The organism is Variovorax sp. W2I14 (assembly GCF_050435205.1).
GTDB classification, from domain to species: Bacteria; Pseudomonadota; Gammaproteobacteria; order Burkholderiales; family Burkholderiaceae_C; genus Variovorax; species Variovorax paradoxus_C.
The window spans coordinates 6,445,635-6,465,924 of the sequence record NZ_JBNDJX010000001.1 but is presented as its reverse complement, the minus strand read 5'-3'; the positions used below and the strand labels follow the sequence as shown (position 1 = coordinate 6,465,924).

Below are 20,290 nucleotides of genomic sequence, written 5' to 3'. Positions count from 1 at the left end.
TGGGTCAGCGCTTGTGCGCTGCCAGCCACTCTTCCAGGTAGTGGATGTTCGTGCCGCCGCTCATGAACTTGGCGTCGACCATCAACTCGCGGTGCAGCGGGATGTTGGTCTGGATGCCTTCGATCACGGTCTCGTTCAGCGCCGTGCGCATGCGCGCCATGGCCTGCTCGCGCGTGTCGCCGTACACGATGATCTTGCCGATCATCGAGTCGTAGTTCGGGGGCACGAAGTAGTTGGTGTAGGCGTGCGAATCGACGCGCACACCAGGGCCGCCCGGCGGGTGCCACATGGTGATGCGGCCCGGCGACGGCGTGAACTTCCACGCGTCTTCGGCGTTGATGCGCACCTCGATGGCATGGCCGCGCATCTCGATCTGGCGCTGGGTGAACGGCAGCTTCTCGCCGGCGGCCACCATGATCTGCGTCTTCACGATGTCGATGCCGGTGGTGAACTCCGTCACCGGATGCTCCACCTGCACGCGCGTGTTCATCTCGATGAAGTAGAACTCGCCGTTCTCGTAAAGGAACTCGAAGGTGCCGGCGCCGCGATAGCCGATCTTCTTGCAGGCCGCGGCGCAACGCTCGCCGATCTTCTCGATCAGCTTGCGCGGAATGCCGGGGGCCGGCGATTCCTCGATCACCTTCTGATGGCGGCGCTGCATGGAGCAGTCGCGCTCGCCCAGGTAGACGGCATTCTTGTGCTTGTCGGCGAGTATCTGGATCTCGATGTGGCGCGGGTTCTGGAGAAACTTCTCCATGTATACGGCCGGATTGCTGAAGGCCGCGCCGGCCTCCGCCTTGGTCATCTGGATCGCGTTGACCAGCGCCGCCTCGGTGTGCACCACGCGCATGCCGCGGCCACCGCCGCCGCCCGCCGCCTTGATGATGACCGGATAGCCGATCGCACGGGCAATGCGCTTGTTGGTGGCGGCGTCGTCCGAGAGCTCGCCCTCGGAGCCTGGCACGCAAGGCACGCCGGCCTTGATCATGGCCTGCTTGGCCGACACCTTGTCGCCCATCGTGCGGATGTTGTCGGGCGTCGGGCCGATGAACTGGAAGCCGCTCTGCTCCACGCGCTCGGCGAAGTTGGCGTTCTCGCTCAGGAAACCGTAGCCGGGGTGGATGGCTTCGGCGTCGGTCACTTCCGCCGCCGAAATGATCGCCGGCATGTTGAGATAGCTCAGCGCCGATGGAGCCGGGCCGATGCACACGGCCTCCTGCGCCAGCTTGACGTACTTGGCGTCGCGATCGGCTTCGGAATAGACCATCACGGCCTTGATGCCCATCTCGCTGCAGGCGCGCTGAATCCGGAGGGCAATCTCCCCCCGGTTTGCAACCAGGATCTTCTTGAACATGGTCACTCGATGATGAACAGCGGCTGGCCGTATTCGACCGCCTGCCCGTTTTCGCCGAGGATCTGGGTGATCGTGCCGGACTTGTCCGCTTCGATTTCGTTGAGGATCTTCATCGCTTCGATGATGCAGATCGTGTCGCCCTCGTTCACCTTGCTGCCGACTTCGACGAAAGCGGCGGCGCCGGGGCTGGACGAACGGTAGAACGTGCCCACCATGGGCGACTTGACCGCGTGGCCGGCCGGAGCGGCTTCGACCGCGGGGGCACTTGCAGCGGCCGGGGCGGCGGGCACACCTGCCACCGGAGCGGCGGCAGGGGGCGCTGCCAAGGTTTGCACATACTGCACCGGAGCGGCGCCGCCGCCCTTGACGATGCGAACCTTGCCTTCGGTTTCGGTGATTTCCAGTTCGGAAATATTCGATTCGGACACCAGATCAATCAGTGTCTTGAGTTTGCGCAGATCCATGGGACTCCAGTGCCGGCTTTGCCGGTCATTCGGATATAACTGGGCTGAAAATCGGCGATTTTCAGCGTTTGGTGGCTAACGCCAGCTTGGGCGGCCGATTCTAACCATGAACAAGTTCACGCCGCCATGTGTCCAGATCGGCGGTTTCGAGCTTGCCCATTTTACGAGCTGCAACAGAGCCGTTACCGCTCAGGACCAGCGTGAAGGGCAATCCGCCGCCGGTATTGCCCAGGTTCTTGACCAGCTCCGTGCCTTGCAGCCCTGCGAGGCCAGTGGGATAGGTGACCGGCGTGCGCTGCAGGAACTTGCGTACCGCGCTTGGTTGATCGATGGCTAATCCGACCACTTGCCATCCTTTGGCGCCATGTTCGCGGAAGAAAGTGTCGATCATCGGCATTTCTTCTACACAAGGCGGGCACCAGGTGGCCCAGAAGTTGAGCAGCAGCGGCTTGCCGCGCAGGCTCGATAGAACGAGTTCACCGCCCTCAGGCCGTTCGAATTTCTGGGCCCAGAAGGTCGCGTCCAGCTGCTCGCCACCCGCCGCATTGCTGCCGGCGCTGCGTTCCCGCCACCAGGCGCCACCCACCCCGGCAGCGGCGGCCACCGCCGCCACGCCGCCATAGAGCATGCCGCGTCGTGTCGGCGAAGAAGTCATTCACTTGTCCTTTTCTCTTTCAATCAATCGGCGCAAGGCGGGCAGATCGCCGCGCGGCGTGCGGCCCTGGGCATCGGGCTTCAAGGCGCCGCGCAGGTCGTCCAGGTCGTAGACCAGCAGGTGCACGCCGATTTCCTCACCGAGCGCACGGCTCGGCGCGTGCACGCTCAAGGCTTCGACCTGCTCGCCATGAAAGCCGGTGACCATGCGCGGTTCGTAATCCACATGATGGTCGATGAGGGCGATCTCGGCCGACTTGGAATCATCACAGAACAACTGGATATAGATGTCCGAGAGCCGCGTCGCCGTGCCATGCCAGACAGCGCCACCCACGTGCGGGCGAAAGGCTGCCATTCGCTCCATCCACTCCAGCGCCAGCAGGCGCAGCGCGTGCAACTCCTGCGGCTGGGTGTCGGCACAGAAGAGCGCGATGTAGTCGCGCACCTCGGCCTCGACTTCGTCATTGTTCGGCAGCGAAGTACGTGCCGACAAGCCCAGGTCGCGCACGGCCCGGCGTTTGGCAGGGCCGTATTCCAGCCCTTCCTCGACGACAAGGCGGGCTGCGGTGGCGGCGATTTCACGCTTTGACGTGTCCATCAGGGCATTTTGCCCGCAGTAAGCGTCACGCACACGAAATCAACATGAAGCTCGGGGCGAAGGCCGGGCTTGCGAAGCAGGGCCCCGATTCCGCCTCCCTAGAATCGCCCGATGCACATTCATATTCTGGGTATCTGCGGCACGTTCATGGGCGGACTGGCCGCCTTGGCGCGCGAAGCGGGCCACCGGGTCACGGGCTGCGACGCCGGCGTGTACCCGCCGATGAGCGACCAGCTGCGCGCCCTGGGCATCGACCTGATCGAGGGTTTCGGCGCCGATCAACTCTCGCTCGCACCCGACATGTTCGTGGTCGGCAACGTGGTGTCGAGGGCGCGCCTGCCCGATGGCAGCCCCAAGTTCCCGCTGATGGAAGCCATCCTCGATGCCGGTAAGCCCTACACGAGCGGCCCGCAATGGCTGGCCGAGCACGTGCTGCTCGGGCGCCACGTGCTGGCGGTGGCCGGCACGCACGGCAAGACGACCACCACGTCGATGCTGGCCTGGGTGCTCGAGCAAGGCGGCAAGGCGCCAGGCTTCCTGGTCGGCGGCGTGCCGCTGGACTTCGGCGTGTCGGCCCGGCTGGGCGACGGTGCCGCCTTCGTCATCGAGGCCGACGAGTACGACACCGCCTTCTTCGACAAGCGCAGCAAGTTCGTGCACTACCGGCCCCGCACCGCCGTGCTCAACAACCTCGAGTTCGACCACGCGGACGTCTTCGACGACCTCGCAGCCATCGAGCGCCAGTTCCATCACCTCGTGCGCACGGTGCCCGGCAACGGGCGGCTGGTGGTGAATGCCACCGAGGAGAGCCTGCAGCGCGTGCTGGCCCAGGGATGCTGGAGCGGACTTGCGCGATTCGGTGCCGGTGGCGAGTGGCAGGCGAGCGGCTCGCACGACGCCTTCGACGTGCTCCAGCAAGGGGAAAAAGTCGGCCGGGTCGAGTGGGAGCTCTCGGGCCTGCACAACCAGATGAATGCGCTGGCCGCCATCGCGGCCGCCGACCACGTCGGCGTTGCGCCGGCCGATGCAGCTCGCGCGCTCGGCAGCTTTCGCAACGTGCGCCGGCGCATGGAGTTGCGCGGCACGGTGGGCTCGATCACCGTCTACGACGACTTTGCCCATCACCCGACCGCCATCCGCACCACGCTCGACGGCCTGCGCAAGAAGCTCGGCGACGCGGGCAAGCAAAGTGAGCGAATCCTCGCGGCCTTCGAACCGCGCAGCAACACGATGAAGCTGGGCGTGATGGCCGCGCAGCTGCCGTGGAGCCTGGAGTCAGCCGATCTTTCGTTCTGCCACACGGCCGGACTCGACTGGGATGCCGCTGCCGCCCTGGCGCCGATGGGCGACCGCGCGCAGATCGCCGGGGCCATCGAGCCCCTGGTGGCGCAGATCACCGCCGCCGCGCGTCCAGGCGATCACATCGTCTGCATGAGCAACGGCGGCTTCGGCGGCGTGCACGACAAACTGCTTGCGGCCCTGCGCGCCGCGACGGCATCATGACCGCCATGCGCGCCCGGGAACTGATCGACAGCCTGAAGCTGCAGCCCCACCCCGAGGGCGGCTGGTACAGCGAGGTGTTCCGTTCGCCGGCCAGCGTCACTCCGGCCGACGGCCGCGCGTCCCGCAGCGCGCTCACCAGCATCTACTTCCTGCTCGAAGCGGGCCAGCATTCGCGCTGGCACCGGGTGCTGTCGGACGAAGTCTGGGTGCACCTCGAAGGCGTGCCGCTGGCGCTCTGGACCTGCGATGCCGCGATGCGCACGGCGCCGGCCCATGTGCGGCTGGGGCCGGTCGATGCGCACGGCACGCGCCCCCAGCATGTGGTGCCGGCCGGCCAGTGGCAGGCGGCTCGTCCGATCCAGGGCCATTCGTCAGGCGACTACACGCTGGTCGCCTGCATGGTCGGTCCGGGTTTCGACTTTGCCGACTTCTCGATGGTGCCGCCCGACAGCGACGAGGCGGCGTCGATGCGGCACCACTGGCCCGAACTGGCCGGAATGCTCTGACTCTTTTCAGCCGCGGCGCGCCTTGACGGCCTGCGACAGCGTCTCGAGCACCTGCGTCGAATCGTCCCAGCCGATGCAGGCGTCGGTGATGCTCTTGCCGTATTCGAGGCCCGAGAGCTTGTCCTTGCCCGGCGTGAACTTCTGAGCACCGGCCTGCAGGTGGCTCTCGACCATCACGCCGAACACGCGGTTGGAGCCGTTGGCGATCTGGCCGGCGATGTCCTTGGCCACGTCGATCTGCTTCTGGTGCTGCTTGGAGCTGTTCGCGTGGCTGCAATCGACCATCAGCGTGGGCGGCAGCTTGGCCGCTTCGAGGTCCTTGCAGGCGGCTTCGACGCTGGCGGCGTCGTAGTTGGGCGCCCTGCCGCCGCGCAGGATCACATGGCAGTCGCGGTTGCCGTTGGTCTGCACGATCGCGACCTGGCCATTCTTGTGCACCGAGAGAAAGTGATGGCCGCGGGCCGCGGCCTGAATGGCGTCGGTCGCGATGCGGATGTTGCCGTCGGTGCCATTCTTGAAGCCGATGGGCGCCGAAAGACCCGAGGCCAGTTCGCGATGCACCTGGCTTTCGGTGGTGCGCGCGCCGATCGCGCCCCAGGAGATCAGGTCACCGATGTACTGCGGCGAGATCACGTCGAGGAACTCGCTGCCCGCCGGCAGGCCGATGCGGTTGATGTCGATCAAGAGCTGGCGCGCAATGCGCAGGCCTTCGTCGATGCGGAAGCTCTCGTCCAGGTACGGGTCGTTGATGAGGCCCTTCCAGCCGACGGTGGTGCGCGGCTTTTCGAAGTAAACGCGCATCACGATCTCGAGGGTGCCGGCGTATTTTTCGCGCTCGACCTTCAGGCGCTTGGCGTAGTCGATGGCAGCGGCCGGGTCGTGGATCGAACAGGGCCCCATGATCACCAGCAGCCGGTCGTCCTTGCCATCCATGATGTTGTGGATGTTGCGGCGGGTGCCCTCGATCAGCGTTTCGACCGGCGTGCCGCGGATCGGGAAGAAGCGGATCAGATGTTCAGGAGGGGGCAGCACGTTGATGTCCTTGATGCGTTCGTCGTCGGTCTTGCTGGTTTTTTCGACGCTCGCATACCAGCTGTCGCTGGCGGGGGCAGTGTTCGTGCTCATGGTGCTTTTCCTTGTTGGAGTGAAATCGTCAGGGCATAAAAAAACCGCCGGGGCTTGAGGCGCCGGCGGTTTTGGGAGGGTGTTCGTTTGCTTTACGCGCTCGCCTCTCGTCCGCCGGAAACCGGGAACCAAAAGAAGGCAAAGAAATAAGCGCGGAGGGCGGACATAGGGGCGGAATGTAGCACGGAAAAGAAAGACCCGGTCAAGCGGCCAAGTCCGGGGCGGTTTACCGATAGCCCGATTCGTTGGCGTTGTGAATGATCCAGATCAGGTTGCCGCCGGTGTATTCACCCATGCCGCCGCCCGCGAAGATCAGCCGTCCCTGGCCCTTGTAGGTCATCTCGAAACGATGGCGATCGCTGCCGAAATAGAAGGGAATGAAGGCTTTGCCCGTCACGTAGGCGCCCTGGTCGGTCGGCGGGCCGGCGAGGTCGGTGACCTGCTTGGCGCTCATGCCGATCTGCAGGCGGGTGAACTTGCTGTTGCGCGCCGGGTTGCCGGTGATCTCGCCTTCATAGCCGTTCAGGCCCTTGACGGTGCGGCCGCTGCCGGCCTCGACCTTGGAGGAATCGGTCACGTTGCCGCGAGCGTCCATGCCGGCCTTGGAACCGCTGGGCGCCGCGGGCGCTGCAGCAGCGGGTGCCGGTGCGGCGGCGGGCTGGCTGCCCGAACCGCCGCGCGAGGCGCAACCGGCGGTGGCCAGCACCACCACGGCGGTCACGGCCCACAGAACGGCGGGCGAATTGGTCCTGTTCCCCATTGAAATGCTCCTTGATTCGTAGTTCGAAAAAAAGAGCGCAGCTTAGCAACCGAAGGAAACAGCCGGCAAGTGACGAAAGTCCTAAGCCGTTCCACCTACCGTGAGACCGTCGATGCGCAGCGTGGGCTGCCCGACGCCGACCGGCACGCTCTGGCCTTCCTTGCCGCAGGTGCCCACGCCGGAATCGAGCGCCATGTCATTGCCGATCATGGTCACGCGGGTGAGCGCGTCGGGGCCGTTGCCCACGATGGTCGCGCCCTTGACCGGGTACTGGATCTTGCCGTTCTCGACCCAGAAGGCCTCGCTGGCCGAGAACACGAACTTGCCGCTCGTGATGTCGACCTGCCCGCCGCCGAAATTGGTGGCGTAGAGGCCCTTCTTGATGCTGGCCACGATTTCCTGGGGATCCTTGTCGCCGCCCAGCATGTAGGTGTTGGTCATGCGCGGCATCGGCACGTGGGCATAGCTCTCGCGGCGGCCGTTGCCGGTGGGCTTGACCTTCATGAGGCGGGCGTTCATCGAATCCTGGATGTAGCCCTTGAGGATGCCGTCTTCGATCAGCACGTTGCGCTGGCTGGCGTTGCCCTCGTCGTCGACGTTGAGCGAGCCGCGGCGGTCGGCGATCGTGCCGTCGTCCAGCACCGTGACGCCCTTGGCGGCGACGCGCTGGCCGATGCGCCCCGAAAACGCGCTCGATCCCTTGCGGTTGAAGTCGCCTTCCAGACCGTGGCCGATGGCCTCGTGCAGCAGGATGCCGGGCCAGCCGGAGCCGAGCACCACTGTCATCTCACCGGCCGGGGCCGGGCGGGCGTCGAGGTTGGTCAAGGCGGCCTTCACGGCCTGATCGACGTATTCGGCGATCTTCTCGTCGTCGAAGTAGGCGAGGCCGAATCGCCCGCCGCCGCCGCCGGAGCCGACTTCACGCCGGCCGTTCTGCTCGGCGATCACGGTGACCGACAGGCGCACCAGCGGACGGACATCGGCGGCCAGCGTGCCATCGGCGCGTGCCACGAGCACCACGTCGTATTCGCTTGCGAGGCCCGCCATGACCTGCGCCACGCGCGGATCGCGCGAGCGCGCCAGCTTCTCGGTCTTTTCGAGCAGCTTGACCTTGGCCGTGCTGTCGAGCGTGGAGATGGGATCGACGCCGTTGTAGAGCGACCGGCTGGAGGCGATCTTGCGGGTCGGCGTCTTCACGCGGCCGGTGCGGCCGGCGGAGGAAATCGAGCGGACCGTGCGGGCCGCATCGAGGAGCGAGGCTTCGGAAATGTCATCCGAATAGGCGAATGCGGTTTTCTCGCCGCTGACCGCGCGCACGCCGACGCCCTGGTCGATGCTGAAGCTGCCGGTCTTCACGATGCCCTCTTCGAGGCTCCAGCCCTCGCTGCGCGTGTACTGGAAGTAGAGATCGGCGTCGTCCACCTTGTGCGAGGTGATCTCGGCGAGGGCCTTGCTCAGGTGCGATTCGTCGAGTCCGAATGGCGTGAGCAAGAGTTGTTGGGCTGTTGCCAGGCGCTCGATGGTGGGTTCGCGAGAGATCATGGCTGCCATTCTAGGCAGCCACCCTCTTCCGCGCCGCCCCCAAGGACACTCGGGCGCTAGTTCTGCGCCAGCTTCCTCGCCCGGGCGATCGACATCAGGATGCCCAGCCCCAACCCCAGCGTCACCATCGCCGTCCCGCCGTAGCTGATGAAGGGCAGCGGCACGCCCACCACCGGCAGGATGCCGCTCACCATGCCCATGTTCACGAAGGCGTAGGTGAAGAAGATCATCGTGACCGCCCCCGCCAGCAGGCGCGAGAACAGGGTGGCCGCGCTGGTCGCGATGGCCAGCCCGCGGAAGATGAGGAGGATGAAGGCCGAGATCAGCGCCAGGTTGCCCACCAGCCCGAACTCCTCGGAATAGGCGGCGAAGATGAAGTCGGTGGTGCGCTCGGGAATGAATTCGAGGTGCGTCTGCGTACCCTGCATGAAGCCCTTGCCGCCGACACCGCCCGAGCCGATGGCGATCATCCCCTGGATGATGTGGAAGCCCTTGCCCAGCGGGTCCTTGCTCGGGTCGAGCAGCGTGCACACGCGCTGCTTCTGGTAGTCGTGCAGCACCCGCCAGTCGACGCCGTCGGTGCACAGCTTCGACTCGAAGCTCACGATCAGCGTCACCGCAATGGCGCCGATCACCACCGGCGGCACGATCAGCTTCCAGGGCAGCCCGGCGAAGAAGATCACCGCCAGGCCCGCCGCCAGCACCAGGAGCGAGGTGCCCAGGTCGGGCTGCTTCATGATGAGCCCGACCGGCACCGCCAGCAGCACGGTGGCCACCACGAAATCGAGCGGCCGCAACTGGCCTTCGCGCCGCTGGAACCACCAGGCCAGCATCAGCGGCATGGCGATCTTGAGGATTTCACTGGGCTGGATCACCACGCCGATATTGATCCAGCGCTGGGCGCCCTTCTTGGTGATGCCGAAGAGCGCCACCGCGATCAGGAGCGCCACGCCCGCCGCGTAGAGCGGCACCGCGAACATCATCAGCCGCTGCGGCGGCACCTGCGCCACCACGAACATGATGAAGCCGGCCAAGAGCATGTTGCGGCCATGGTCGACGAAGCGCGAACCGTGATCGTAGCCGGAGGAATACATGGTCAGCAGCCCGGCGAAGGCGAGCAGCAGCACGGCGAAGGCCAGAAAGCCGTCGAAGCCCTGGAAGATGGGCGCAATTCGACGCGCCAGGGAGGGCTGATTGAACACGGCAGACATGGGGGCGGATTATCCGCGCCCCGCATGTCCTTTCAGCCGAAAGCGAGCTGAACGACCGTGCGCCCCGGTCGGCTTTCGACCGCCAGGCGCGCGCCGATCGCGCCGGCGCGCTCCCACAGGGCCCTGGGGACCTGCGAGGCATCGAAGCCCCGGCCGTTGTCGATCACCCGCAAGCGCACCGTCTCGCCCTGCATGTCCGCCTCGATCCGCAGCACGCTCGCCTGCGCGTGCTGCAGCACGTTGGAAATGGCCTCGAACAGCAGGAACTGCAGCTGCCGCATGGCATGCGCATCGAGCAATTGCACCGGCCCGACCTCTTCCACCGCCCATTCGAACTCGATGCCCGCCGCCACCAGCCGGGGTTCCAGCCGGTAGCGCAGCGCCGCCAGCAGCGCGCCGACATCGCCCGGCGGCAGGTGGATCGAGTCGATCGACAGCTTGAGCTGGTCGAGCGAGTCGCGCAGCGTGCGCAGCAGCTCTTCCGAACTGGTCTGGCCCGACTGCAATTGCCGGATCGCCGAGCTGATGTGCGAGCCCACGCCGTCGTGCATGTCGCGCAGGATGCGCTCGCGCTCGTGGGTGCGCGCCTGGTCGCGCGCCACCTGCTCGAGCTCGGCATAGGTCAGCGCCAGTTCGCGCTCGCGTTGCGCGACCCGGTCGGCCAGCGCCGCGACCCATCCGCGCGCCTGCGTGCTCACGGCGTGAAAGCGCCGCAGCACGATCAGGAGCAGCGCGATGCCGAAGAAGATCGACGAATAGCGCACCCAGGTCGTCTCACCGTAGGCGTCGCTCAGACGGATCACCAGCCAGTCGCGCAGGCCGAAGGCCACCGTGACGAGCGCGGCGAGGGCCACCAGCATCCGCTCGGTGCTCGGGTTGCGCACGGTGGCCACCACGAAGCCGACGACGAAGATGCCGATGATCACGATCTCGACGGCCAGCCAGCCGGTGAGCCACACCGGTTGTTCGCGATGCAGCGCCAGCGTGGTCGCCACCACCGTTCCGGCGACGACCGCGGCGAGCGGCCAGCGCAGCCATTGCAGGCGCGGATTCCGGGCCCACCCCGCGAGGTGATAGCAGAACATCATGGCCGAGGCCGCCCAGCCCGCGTAGCAGGCGGCCATCAGCACGCCCCAGGGAACCCAGGGCAGCGGCGGCTCGGCGATCACGCCGTCTGCCACGCGCACCGCCCAGCAGAACTCGGCGAGCGCCGCCCAGAAATAGATGCCGTCGCGCCGCTGCCGCCCCACGGCGCCGGTGTCCACCTGCGTGAGCCAGAGCGCCAGCGCGATGCTGCCCACGATCAGGCTGAAGGCGGTGAGCAGCACCGCGCCGGTGAAGCGCCAGGCATAAGCGCTCTCGAAGAGCTCGGTGCGCACCGGCGTGGCGGGGCCGACGACGACGCGCGAGAGTCCCGCGCGCCGGGCGCTGTCGGCGCGCAGGCGGATCTGCAGGTGGTTCTCGCCGGCCGTCAGCAGGTGCCCCGGCACTGGCACATAGATGGGCGCCTTGGCGTAGTCGGCGTCATTGCCCACGCTCATGTCGCCGTAGACCTGCAGCAACGCCCCGTTGAGCTGCACCTCGAAGACATTGCCGACGCGGGGAATGAAGATGCCCCAGGGCGTTGCCGGCGCGGCCGCGAGGGTGAAAGGCAGGTCGAAGCTCGCCAGGCCCGGCCGGCCGCGGTGCTGGCGGTCCCAGTGATAAGAGAGCTCGACCGGCCCGGTGCGGGTGATGCCGTCGACCGACGTCGTGATGGTGCCGTGACGCAGCTCGATCGAGCCATCGGCCGCCTGGAGCGGCTCCGCCGACGCAGCCCCCATGCCGGCAGCGCCGATCACCAGCACCGCCAGCCACAGCGAAAGCAGTGCGCCCAGCCTCGCCAGCATCCGTCCTCAGCCCGGGTGAGGCAGCAGGCCGAGGCGCGTGGCCTCGAAGACCGCCTCGCTCTTGGAGTGCACCGCGAGCTTGCCGTAGAGGTTCTTGATGTGCGTCTGAACCGTGTGCACGCTCAGGCCCTTGAGCCGCGCGATTTCTGCATACGAGAAGCCGCGGGCGATCAGCGTCAGCACCTCGTGCTCGCGCGCGGACAAGAGGCCACGCTCGTTCTCGTCGAAGGCGGTCTCGGGTGCCGCGCCCGAAGCAGCCATGCCCGGCGCGAGGCTGGCCGATTGCAGGCTGCGGTACTTGGCCAGCACTCGCCGCGCGATCATCGGCGAGATCGGCGATGCGCCGGCCTTCATCTCCACGATGGTCTGCGCGATGTCCTCGGGTGCGGCGTCCTTGTGGATGTAGCCCACCGCGCCGGCCTCGATGCTGGCGAGCACGTTCTCCTCGTCGCCGAAGACCGACACCACCAGCGGCTCGCAGCCGGGAAAGCGCGCGACAGCATCGCGGATCACGTCCAGTCCGGTGCCGTCGGGCATGCCGAGGTCGACCAGCAAGACGTCGGGGATCGTCGTGGTGCGCGCCAGCCAGCCCCGCGCCTCCTGCACCGTGCCCGCGCTGCCGAGCCAGAAAAGACGCGGGCTGCGCTGCACGCTGGCTTCGAAGAAGGCGCGTGCGCGGCTGTCGTCCTCGACCACCAGCACGCCCCAGCGGCGCAGCGTCCCGTCGTCCAGAGCCTCTGTATTCATGGGATGAAGCATAAGCCTCGGCGCCTTGCCGAACGCTGGACATGCATACCGCTTTCATGGGATGCGCACGGCGGATCGCGTCCCGAGAATTGGGCGTTTTCTTTTTCTTTTTGCCGCGGGTTCATCGCCGAGCGTGCGACGCCGGCAACGAGGAGCAGCCCATGAATACTTTCGAACTCAAGCCAGGCGAATGTCGCAGGGCCGAGGCCGACGGGATGTTCATGCGGTGTAAGTCGTTATGAGTTATCGCTTTCCCCAAGAGCCCCTCGCCGCAGGTTTTTTGAATGCCGCGAGCCGCTTTGCGGGCACGGACCTCATGCAGAATTACCTCGCCTCGGCCAGCGAGGTACGGCGTTCGCACCTTCCCGCCCTTCCCCCCATGGACCCGCAAACCACCCATCTGCTGTACCTGCACGGCTTCCGTTCCTCGCCCCGTTCGACCAAGGCGAGGCTCGTGGCGCAGCGCGTGGCGCAGGCGCATCCGAACCTGGAGTGGTGGTGCCCGCAACTGCCGCCTTCGCCGCACGACGCCATCGACATGGTGATGAAGGGCATCGCGCACTGGCCGCGCAAGTCGATGGCCGTGATCGGCTCGTCGCTGGGTGGCTTCTACGCCACCTACGTCGCCGGCATGACGCGCTGCCGCGCGGTGCTGCTCAATCCGGCCGTGCATCCCGCGCGCGACCTCACGCTCTACATCGGCGACCAGACCGTCTGGCACGACCCGGCCGAGCATTTCTATTTCCGGCCCGAGTACATCCACGAGCTGCGCGCCATGGAAGTCGGCCCGCTCACCCGGCCCGAGCGCGTCTTCGCGATCATCGCCAAGGGCGACGAAGCGCTCGACTGGCACGAGATGTCGGCGCGCTATCCGGACAGCAACATCAAGCTGCTGGAAGGCAGCGACCACGCCCTGTCGGATTTCGAGACGGCGCACCTGGACGACGTCATGGCGTTCATCAATCCCGTCTGAGCCAATTCCGGAAACACCGCGGAACCGGCTTCGCCGGGCCGCAGGTGTTGCCCCCGGAAGGGGGAAGGAGGCCACACGAAGTGGGCAAGCCTGGGGGCGAGCCCATTTCTCGCCGTGGGAGAATCCGCGCCTATGTTTGTATTGTTTGAAGAAGCCGGCAAGTACCTCGGCGGCCGTGTCCTGTCGGAGGCCGAAGCCTCGGCGCAGGTCGAGCTCGAGACCGGCAAGCGCGTCAAGGTCAAGGGCGCCAACATCGTTCTGCGTTTCGAGAAACCGTCTCCGGCCGAGCTGATCGCCGAGGCGCGCACGCTCGCCGCCGCGATGGACCTCGACCTGGCCTGGGAATTCGCAGCCGACGGCGAGTTCGGCTTTGCCGACCTCGCCGCCGACTATTTCAGCGACAAGCCCACGCTCGCCCAGCAGGCCGCGGCGCTGTTCGCCCTCTTCGAGGCGCCGCATTACTTCCGCCGCGCGGGCAAGGGGCGTTTCAAGAAGGCGCCCGCCGAAATCGTGCAGCAGGCGCTCGCCGCCATCGAGAAGAAAAAGGTCATCCAGGCGCAGATCGTCGAATGGGCCGGGCAACTGGCCGAGGGCGTGTGCCCGCAGCCGATTCGCGAACAGCTCTACAAGATCCTGTTCAAGCCCGACAAGAACGCCCCCGAATACAAGGCCGTGGTCGATGCCGCGCGCGCCACGCAGCGCCCGCCGCTCGACCTCTTGGAACGTGCCGGAGCGATCGATTCGCCCTACCAGTTCCACTGGCGCCGCTTCCTCTTCGAGAACTTCCCCAAGGGCCACGGCTTCCCCGCACTCGCGGCACCGGCCATCGCGGACGACCTGCCTGTCGCCACCGGCGTGCAAGCCTTCTCGATCGACGATTCGCAGACCACCGAAATCGACGATGCACTGTCCGTGCAGGGCCTGGGCACAGGCACCGTCACGGTCGGCATCCACATCGCGGCGCCGGCCCTGGCACTCACGCCGGGCAGCGCCATCGACAACGTCGCGCGTGCGCGCATGTCGACGGTCTACATGCCGGGCTACAAGATCACGATGCTGCCCGACGAGGTGGTCAACACCTACACGCTGCTCGAAGGCGCCGACCGCCCGGCCGTGTCGCTCTATGCGCGCTTCGACGAAGCCACGCTCGAGCTGCAAGGCACCGAGACCAAGCTCGAACGCGTGCCGATCGTCGCCAACCTGCGCCACGACCAGCTCGACGCCGTCGTCACGCAGCCCTGGCTCGAAGACGCCACGGTCACGAGCCCCGACACGCCCGAGGCCGCCGCGAACCTGCGCGCACCGCTCTCCTTCCTGTTCCGCCTTGCGAAGCAACTGAAGGCGCAGCGCGAAGTGGTGCGCGGCAAGCCCGAGAACTTCAACCGGCCCGACTACAACTTCCGCCTCGTCGGCAACGACGGCAACGAACCCACCGGCAACGAGCAGGTGCAGATCACGACGCGCCAGCGCGGCGCGCCGCTCGACCTGATCGTCTCGGAAGCGATGATCCTGGCCAACAGCACCTGGGGCAGTTGGCTCGGCGAACTCGGCGTGCCCGGCCTCTATCGCAGCCAGGCGAGCCTCGCGCCCGGCATCAAGGTGCGCATGGGCACGCGCGCGCTGCCGCATGCGGGCCTGGGCGTGAAGAGCTATGCGTGGAGCACCTCGCCGCTGCGCCGCTACACCGACCTGGTGAACCAGTGGCAGATCATCGCGGCCGCCCGCCACGGCAAGACCGCCGCGCTGGCCGCTCCCTTCAAGCCGAAGGACGCCGACCTGTTCTCGATCCTCTCGGGCTTCGACGCGGCCTATGCCACCTACAACGGCTACCAGGGCGGCATGGAGCGCTTCTGGACGCTCAAGTACCTGCAGCAGAACGGCATCACCGAGCTCGAAGCGACGGTCATCAAGGACATCCCCAACGGCGCGCTGGTGCGTGCCGACACGCTGCCGCTGGTGTTCCCGGTCGCGGGCCAGCAGGAGCGCGGTGCGCGCCTGCGGGTGAAACTCGGCGAGATCGACGAGATTGCGCTCGACGTGAGTGGCACCGTGCTCGAGCGCCTCGATGCACCGAAGGCCGATGCGTCGGCGGAAGACGAAAGCGGCGAGGATGAAGAAGAAGTCGCCGGCCCGATCGCCATCGCCGTCGATTTGAGCGACAGCGAGGCCGCGCCGGAAAACACACCCGCACCTGCATGAACTCCGGCGAGACGTCCGGAGAAGTGCGCCCCCTGGAGGAGTTTCGAGAATGAACTTCAAGGACCTCAGCACGCTGCAGATTGCCCTGGGCGTGTCGGTCATTGCGCATGCCGCGCTGCTGGCGGTGCGCTTCGTCGATCCCGAATCATTCAACCGCGCGTTCACCGACACGCCGCTCGAGGTGATCCTGGTCAACAGCAAGACCAAGGAGCGGCCCGACGCGAATGCCAAGCTGATGGCGCAGACCTCGCTCGCAGGCGGCGGCGACCTCGACAAGGGCCGCGCGACCAGCCCGCTGCCCCCGTCGAGCTTCACCGCGGTGGGCGATTCGTTCGAAGACGCGCGCAAGCAGGTCGATGCCCTGCAGGCCGAGCAGATGCAGATGATCACGCAGCTCAAGCGCGACATCGCCGCCATGCCGGTTCGTGATCCGCGCAACGCGGGCGACCCGACCGAAGCCGCCGCGCAGGAAGAAAAGCGCCGCCAGATGGTCGAGCTGCTGGCCCAGATCGAGCGCCGGGTGAACGAAGAGAACTCGCGCCCCAAGAAGCGCTACATCAGCCCCTCCACGCGCGAAGCCGCCTTCGCGGTGTACGTGGACACCATGCTGCGCCGCGTAGAGGCGCGCGCCGCCGAAAACTTCCCGGAGCTGGCCGGCAAGAAGCTGTATGGCGAACTCAAGATGACGTTGACCGTCAACTTCGACGGCAACGTGCTCGCCACCGTGGTCGACCAGAGCTCGGGCAACATCGCGCTCGACCGCCGCGCGCAAGCCATCGTTCGCAGCACCGGAAACTTCGGCAAGTTCACGAACGCGATGCGCCAGGAGCAGGCCGACCAGATGGTGATCCAGGGCACGTTCCGCTTCGCACGCGACGGCACGATGGAAATCTCCCAATAAGCATCGATCGAGAAGGCTGCAGCGATGGACCTGTATTGCGTCATGGGCAACCCCGTCGAGCACAGCCGCTCGCCGCGCATCCATGCCCGCTTTGCCGAACTCTGCGGCCAGCAGATCGACTACGGCCGCCGGCTGATTCCGCTCGGCGCCTTCGCCGAAGGCATTGCCGCATTCCGACGTGAAGCCGCCGAGCGCGGCGACAGTGCGCGCGGCTGCAACATCACCGTGCCCTTCAAATTCGAAGCCGCCGCATTGGCGCAGCACACCAGCGAGCGCGCCCTGCTCGCGCAGGCGGTCAACACGCTGCGCTTCGAGGCCGACGGCAGCATCCATGCGGACAACACCGACGGCATCGGGCTCGTCAACGACATCGTTCGAAACGCGGGCGTGCCGCTGGCTGGCAAGGAGCTGCTGCTGATCGGTGCCGGTGGCGCCGCCGCTGGCGTGCTGGGTCCGCTGCTCGATGCGGGTGCTTTGCGCATCGTGGTCGCCAACCGCACCGTCGACAAGGCGGTTGCGGTGGTCCGGCGCCATGCCGCACTCGCGCTCGGCCACGGCGCCGCGCTCGAAGCCTGGGCGCTCGACGAAGTGCTGGGCAGCTTCGACGTGGTGGTCAACGCCACCGCCTCCAGCCTCGCGGGCGACGCAGTGCCGGTGAGCGCAAAGGTGCTGCGCCCCGGTGCGCTCGCGGTCGACATGATGTACGGCCCAGCGGCCGCCGGCTTCATGGCCTGGGCAGAGGCGCATGGCGCCGTGCCCCGCGACGGGCTCGGCATGCTGGTCGAGCAGGCGGCCGAGTCGTTCGAGATCTGGCGCGGCGTGCGCCCGCCTTCGGCGCAGGTGCTGGGCGAGTTGCGCGCATCGCTCGCTGCCGGCCAATGAAAGCGGTGCTGCGTCTTGTCGCCTGCCTCGCGGTAGCGGCTCTCGCGCTCGAGTTGTTCTTCGTGGCGCGTATCGCGGCCATGGCGGTGATCGATCCGCAAAGCACCGCGTTCCAGCGCTCCGAGGCCTGGCAGGTCGCGATTCACAAAGGCAGCGAAGGCGGCTGGCGGCAAGAGTGGGTGCCGTATGCGCAGATCAACGACACGCTCAAGCGCGCCGTGATCGCGAGCGAGGACGCCGGCTTCGTCGATCACAACGGCGTGGAGTGGGAAGCCATCGAGCGCGCGCGCCAACGCAACGCCAAGGCAGAAGAGCTGGCCGCCAAACGCGCCGCCCGTGCCGCGGCGCGCGGCAAGCCGGTGCAGCCGGTGCGCCTGCGCGGTGGCTCCACCATCACGCAGCAGCTCGCAAAGAACCTGCTGCTTTCGGGCGAACGCACGATGCTGCGCAAGGGCCAGGAGCTGGTGCTCGCGACGCTGCTGGAAGTCTTTCTCGACAAGCGCCGCATCCTCGAGCTTTACCTGAACAACGTCGAATGGGGCGAAGGCGTGTTCGGCGCCGAGGCCGCATCGCAGTACTACTTCCGAAAGCCCGCCTCGCGCCTGAGTGCCAACGAAGCCGCGCGGCTCGCGGTGATGCTGCCGAGCCCGAAGTTCTTCGAGCGCCGGCCCGGCTCGCCGTACCTCAGCGGACGGGCGTCGACGGTCGTGGCGCGGATGTCGTCGGCCGAGCTGCCCTGAAGCCCCTGGCTCGCAGCGCTTCGAGCGCCAGCACGGCCGCGAAGCCGATCGTGTAGGCCAGCACGTCCCACCAGTCGGCCGTGCTGCCGAGCACGATGCGCAACGCGCGGTTCGGAATGTGCAGGTGCCACGCCGACGCAATGAACTGACCCAGTTCCACCGCGTAGCCCACGCCCAGCGCGGCCACTGCCAGCGGCAGCACGCGCGCCGCGATGACGGTCTTGAAGACGAAGTAGACCCACACCACGGCCAGCACATCGCCGAAGAAACTGCGCAGCCAGCCCCAGCGCGCGCCGACGGTGGCCAGCAACGCAAGAACAACGAACAGGGCCACCGCCCACGCCAATGAAAGAGGATCGAATCGCCATCGCATGGCCCGTATCATCGCGCCCATATGCTGGCAAAGCTCACAGGTTGGTTGTTGTTGGGGTTCGTCCGGTTGCTCACGGGCGCGCAGGCGCGCTGGTACGGCTGTCCACCGAAGGCCGAGCAGCGCATCTATTTCGCCAACCACCAGAGCCACGCCGACCTCGTGATGATCTGGGCGGCGCTGCCCGAGGAGCTGCGCAGCATCACGCGGCCGATCGCGGCACGCGACTACTGGGCCAACACGCCGGTCAAGCGGTGGATCACGACGGAGGTGTTCAACGCGGTGTATGTGGAGCGTGCGGCCACGGCGCCTGCTGCAGCTGCTGCGCCTGAACCGATGCAGGCCGAGCCGGCTGTCGCTGCGGCGCCCGCTGAGCGCATCGAACCTTCGATGGAGCCGCTGCTGCCGGCCGAAGCGCCGCGTGCCGAGGTCGTGAACGAGCTGCAAGGCGAGCTCGACCTTCCAGCACCGGTGCCGCCCCCCGCGCCCATCGCCCCGCCGCCATTCGTTGCGGAACCCGCGCCGCCGCAGGCCGAACCCGCACCGCCACCCACCGATCCCCTCGCGCCGCTCGTCGAGGCCCTGCGCAGCGGCGACTCGATCATCATCTTTCCCGAGGGCACGCGCGGCCACACGGGCGAGCCGCAGAAGTTCAAGTCCGGCCTCTACACGCTCGCGACGATGTTCCCCGACGTGGTGCTGGTGCCGGCCTGGATCGACAACGTTCAGCGCGTCATGCCCAAGGGCGAGATCGTGCCGGTGCCCATTCTTTGCTCTGTCACCTTCGGCGCGCCGATCCGCGTCGAAGAGGGCGAAGAGCGCCGTCCCTTCCTGGATCGCGCGCGCGCCGCGGTGATCGCATTGCGCGATATCTGACCCCATGAACCAGTTCCTGCGCAGCCTCACCCCGACCCAGCAGGTCGCGGCGCTCTTCCTCATCATCTTCGGCCTGCTGGTGATCATCAGCACCACCGCCTTCTTCCTGAGCTTCCGCGAAAAGCGCAACCCCGTACACGATGCCACCTGGCAGGCCGAGCTCGCGCATTACCGGGCGCTGCTGGGCACCACCTGGTTCATGGTGATCATCTTCTGGATCGGCTGGGCGCTCGGCGAAACGGTGGCCACGGTGCTGTTCGCGCTGATCTCGTTCTTCGCGCTGCGCGAATTCATCACGCTCTCGCCCACGCGGCGCGGCGACCACCGCAGCCTGATCCTCGCGTTCTTCGTGGTGCTGCCGATCCAGTTCTGGCTGGTGGCCACGGCGCACTTCGATCTCTTCACCGTGTTCATCCCGGTCTACGTGTTCCTCGCGATTCCGGTGGCGAGCGCGCTGGCCAACGATTCGAGCCATTTCCTCGAGCGCAACGCCAAGCTGCAGTGGGGCATCATGGTCTGCGTCTACGGCATGAGCCATGTGCCGGCGCTGCTCTTGCTGAGCTTTCCGGGCTACGAAGGCAAGAGCGCCTTCCTCGTGTTCTTCCTGGTGTTCGTGGTGCAGACCTCGGTGCTGGTGCAGCACCTCATCTCGCGCCGCACGCAGCGCACGCCGTTCGCACCCAACGTGAGCCGCAGCTTCAACTGGACGAGCTGGGGCATCGGCATCGTGGTGGCGAGCCTGGTGGGCGCGCTGTTCTCGTTCATCACGCCGTTCAAGTTCGGGCAGGCACTCGCGGTGTCGGTCATCGCCTGCATCGCGGGCTCGATGGGCCACCTCGTGATGAAGGCGCTCAAGCGCGACCGCGGCATTCCGAACTGGGGCAAGAAGGGCGTGGGCGTGACCGGTGCGAACGGTCTGCTGGACCGCGTCGATGCGCTGTGCTTCGCGGCGCCGATCTTCTTTCACTCGATCCGCTGGTACTTCAACGCCTGACA

20 protein-coding genes are annotated in these 20,290 nt (G+C 66.8%); 9 read left to right on the top strand and 11 right to left on the bottom strand.

What is annotated here, in order from left to right; translation table 11 throughout:
* Window positions 1-4 precede the first annotated feature (4 nt).
* The 4 genes from accC to QF040_RS30175 all read right to left on the bottom strand — a co-directional run bounded on the left by accC (window position 5) and on the right by QF040_RS30175 (window position 3,070).
* Window positions 5-1,354 (bottom strand): acetyl-CoA carboxylase biotin carboxylase subunit, encoded by a 1,350-nt coding sequence (accC, locus tag QF040_RS30190; protein WP_013539470.1) that lies wholly within the window; start codon window positions 1,352-1,354, stop codon window positions 5-7.
* A 2-nt stretch (window positions 1,355-1,356) separates the two neighbouring features.
* Window positions 1,357-1,818 (bottom strand): acetyl-CoA carboxylase biotin carboxyl carrier protein, encoded by a 462-nt coding sequence (accB, locus tag QF040_RS30185; RefSeq protein ID WP_429614008.1) that lies wholly within the window; start codon window positions 1,816-1,818, stop codon window positions 1,357-1,359.
* Window positions 1,819-1,918: 100 nt separating this feature from the next.
* Window positions 1,919-2,473 (bottom strand): TlpA family protein disulfide reductase, encoded by a 555-nt coding sequence (locus QF040_RS30180; RefSeq protein ID WP_307643756.1) that lies wholly within the window; start codon window positions 2,471-2,473, stop codon window positions 1,919-1,921.
* Entirely contained in the window at window positions 2,474-3,070 is a 597-nt protein-coding gene (locus QF040_RS30175; RefSeq protein ID WP_429614007.1) for a hypothetical protein, read from the bottom strand.
* A gap of 111 nt (window positions 3,071-3,181) precedes the next feature.
* Here QF040_RS30175 and mpl point away from each other — a divergent pair, with 111 nt between their 5' ends.
* Together mpl and QF040_RS30165 are read left to right on the top strand one after the other, a co-directional pair.
* Window positions 3,182-4,573 carry a UDP-N-acetylmuramate:L-alanyl-gamma-D-glutamyl-meso-diaminopimelate ligase gene (gene mpl / locus QF040_RS30170; protein WP_429614006.1) on the top strand — a complete coding sequence of 464 codons (1,392 nt, stop codon included), beginning with the start codon at window positions 3,182-3,184 and terminating at the stop codon, window positions 4,571-4,573.
* Window positions 4,570-5,079 (top strand): cupin domain-containing protein, encoded by a 510-nt coding sequence (locus tag QF040_RS30165; RefSeq protein WP_307607210.1) that lies wholly within the window; start codon window positions 4,570-4,572, stop codon window positions 5,077-5,079. Before mpl ends, QF040_RS30165 begins: the two co-directional genes overlap by 4 nt.
* A gap of 6 nt (window positions 5,080-5,085) precedes the next feature.
* Here the strand turns inward: QF040_RS30165 and QF040_RS30160 are convergent, their stop codons facing one another.
* The 6 genes from QF040_RS30160 to QF040_RS30135 all read right to left on the bottom strand — a co-directional run bounded on the left by QF040_RS30160 (window position 5,086) and on the right by QF040_RS30135 (window position 12,365).
* Complete coding sequence (locus tag QF040_RS30160; RefSeq protein WP_429614005.1) at window positions 5,086-6,204, bottom strand: 3-deoxy-7-phosphoheptulonate synthase; 1,119 nt, start codon at window positions 6,202-6,204, stop codon at window positions 5,086-5,088.
* Window positions 6,205-6,430: 226 nt separating this feature from the next.
* The gene (locus tag QF040_RS30155; protein ID WP_429614004.1) at window positions 6,431-6,964 is read right to left on the bottom strand and encodes a hypothetical protein; all 534 of its coding nucleotides are present in this window, start codon (window positions 6,962-6,964) and stop codon (window positions 6,431-6,433) included.
* Between the two features lie 81 nt (window positions 6,965-7,045).
* The gene (gene tldD, locus QF040_RS30150) at window positions 7,046-8,506 is read right to left on the bottom strand and encodes a metalloprotease TldD (protein WP_041942779.1); all 1,461 of its coding nucleotides are present in this window, start codon (window positions 8,504-8,506) and stop codon (window positions 7,046-7,048) included.
* Window positions 8,507-8,562: 56 nt separating this feature from the next.
* Window positions 8,563-9,717: a rod shape-determining protein RodA gene (gene rodA / locus QF040_RS30145; RefSeq protein ID WP_307510540.1), complete on the bottom strand. Its 1,155-nt coding sequence runs from the start codon at window positions 9,715-9,717 to the stop codon at window positions 8,563-8,565.
* Window positions 9,718-9,749: 32 nt separating this feature from the next.
* A complete protein-coding gene (locus QF040_RS30140) occupies window positions 9,750-11,606 on the bottom strand; it encodes a sensor histidine kinase (RefSeq protein ID WP_429614003.1) in 1,857 nt (618 codons plus the stop codon).
* Between the two features lie 6 nt (window positions 11,607-11,612).
* Window positions 11,613-12,365: a response regulator transcription factor gene (locus QF040_RS30135; RefSeq protein WP_013539459.1), complete on the bottom strand. Its 753-nt coding sequence runs from the start codon at window positions 12,363-12,365 to the stop codon at window positions 11,613-11,615.
* Between the two features lie 367 nt (window positions 12,366-12,732).
* On the opposite strand from QF040_RS30135, the gene QF040_RS30130 reads away from it, so the two are divergent.
* The 5 genes from QF040_RS30130 to mtgA all read left to right on the top strand — a co-directional run bounded on the left by QF040_RS30130 (window position 12,733) and on the right by mtgA (window position 18,048).
* Entirely contained in the window at window positions 12,733-13,326 is a 594-nt protein-coding gene (locus tag QF040_RS30130) for a YqiA/YcfP family alpha/beta fold hydrolase (protein WP_429614002.1), read from the top strand.
* Window positions 13,327-13,458: 132 nt separating this feature from the next.
* Complete coding sequence (locus QF040_RS30125; RefSeq protein WP_429614001.1) at window positions 13,459-15,525, top strand: ribonuclease catalytic domain-containing protein; 2,067 nt, start codon at window positions 13,459-13,461, stop codon at window positions 15,523-15,525.
* A gap of 49 nt (window positions 15,526-15,574) precedes the next feature.
* Entirely contained in the window at window positions 15,575-16,426 is an 852-nt protein-coding gene (locus QF040_RS30120; RefSeq protein ID WP_429614000.1) for an energy transducer TonB, read from the top strand.
* A 24-nt stretch (window positions 16,427-16,450) separates the two neighbouring features.
* Entirely contained in the window at window positions 16,451-17,308 is an 858-nt protein-coding gene (gene aroE / locus QF040_RS30115) for a shikimate dehydrogenase (RefSeq protein ID WP_429613999.1), read from the top strand.
* Entirely contained in the window at window positions 17,305-18,048 is a 744-nt protein-coding gene (gene mtgA / locus QF040_RS30110; RefSeq protein WP_429613998.1) for a monofunctional biosynthetic peptidoglycan transglycosylase, read from the top strand. The genes aroE and mtgA overlap by 4 nt, the downstream gene beginning before the upstream one ends.
* On the opposite strand, the gene QF040_RS30105 is transcribed toward mtgA, so the two are convergent.
* Window positions 17,993-18,433, bottom strand: a complete 441-nt coding sequence (locus tag QF040_RS30105; protein WP_429614716.1) for a DUF2809 domain-containing protein — start codon at window positions 18,431-18,433, stop codon at window positions 17,993-17,995. The two genes, mtgA and QF040_RS30105, sit on opposite strands and share 56 nt — an antisense overlap.
* A gap of 9 nt (window positions 18,434-18,442) precedes the next feature.
* Between QF040_RS30105 and QF040_RS30100 the strand changes: the two genes are divergently transcribed.
* Window positions 18,443-19,294, top strand: coding sequence for a lysophospholipid acyltransferase family protein (locus tag QF040_RS30100; protein ID WP_429613997.1), 852 nt, complete (start codon window positions 18,443-18,445; stop codon window positions 19,292-19,294).
* A gap of 4 nt (window positions 19,295-19,298) precedes the next feature.
* On the top strand, window positions 19,299-20,288 hold the full coding sequence (locus QF040_RS30095; protein ID WP_429613996.1) for a phosphatidate cytidylyltransferase: 990 nt from the start codon (window positions 19,299-19,301) through the stop codon (window positions 20,286-20,288).
* The last annotated feature ends 2 nt before the right edge of the window (window positions 20,289-20,290 follow it).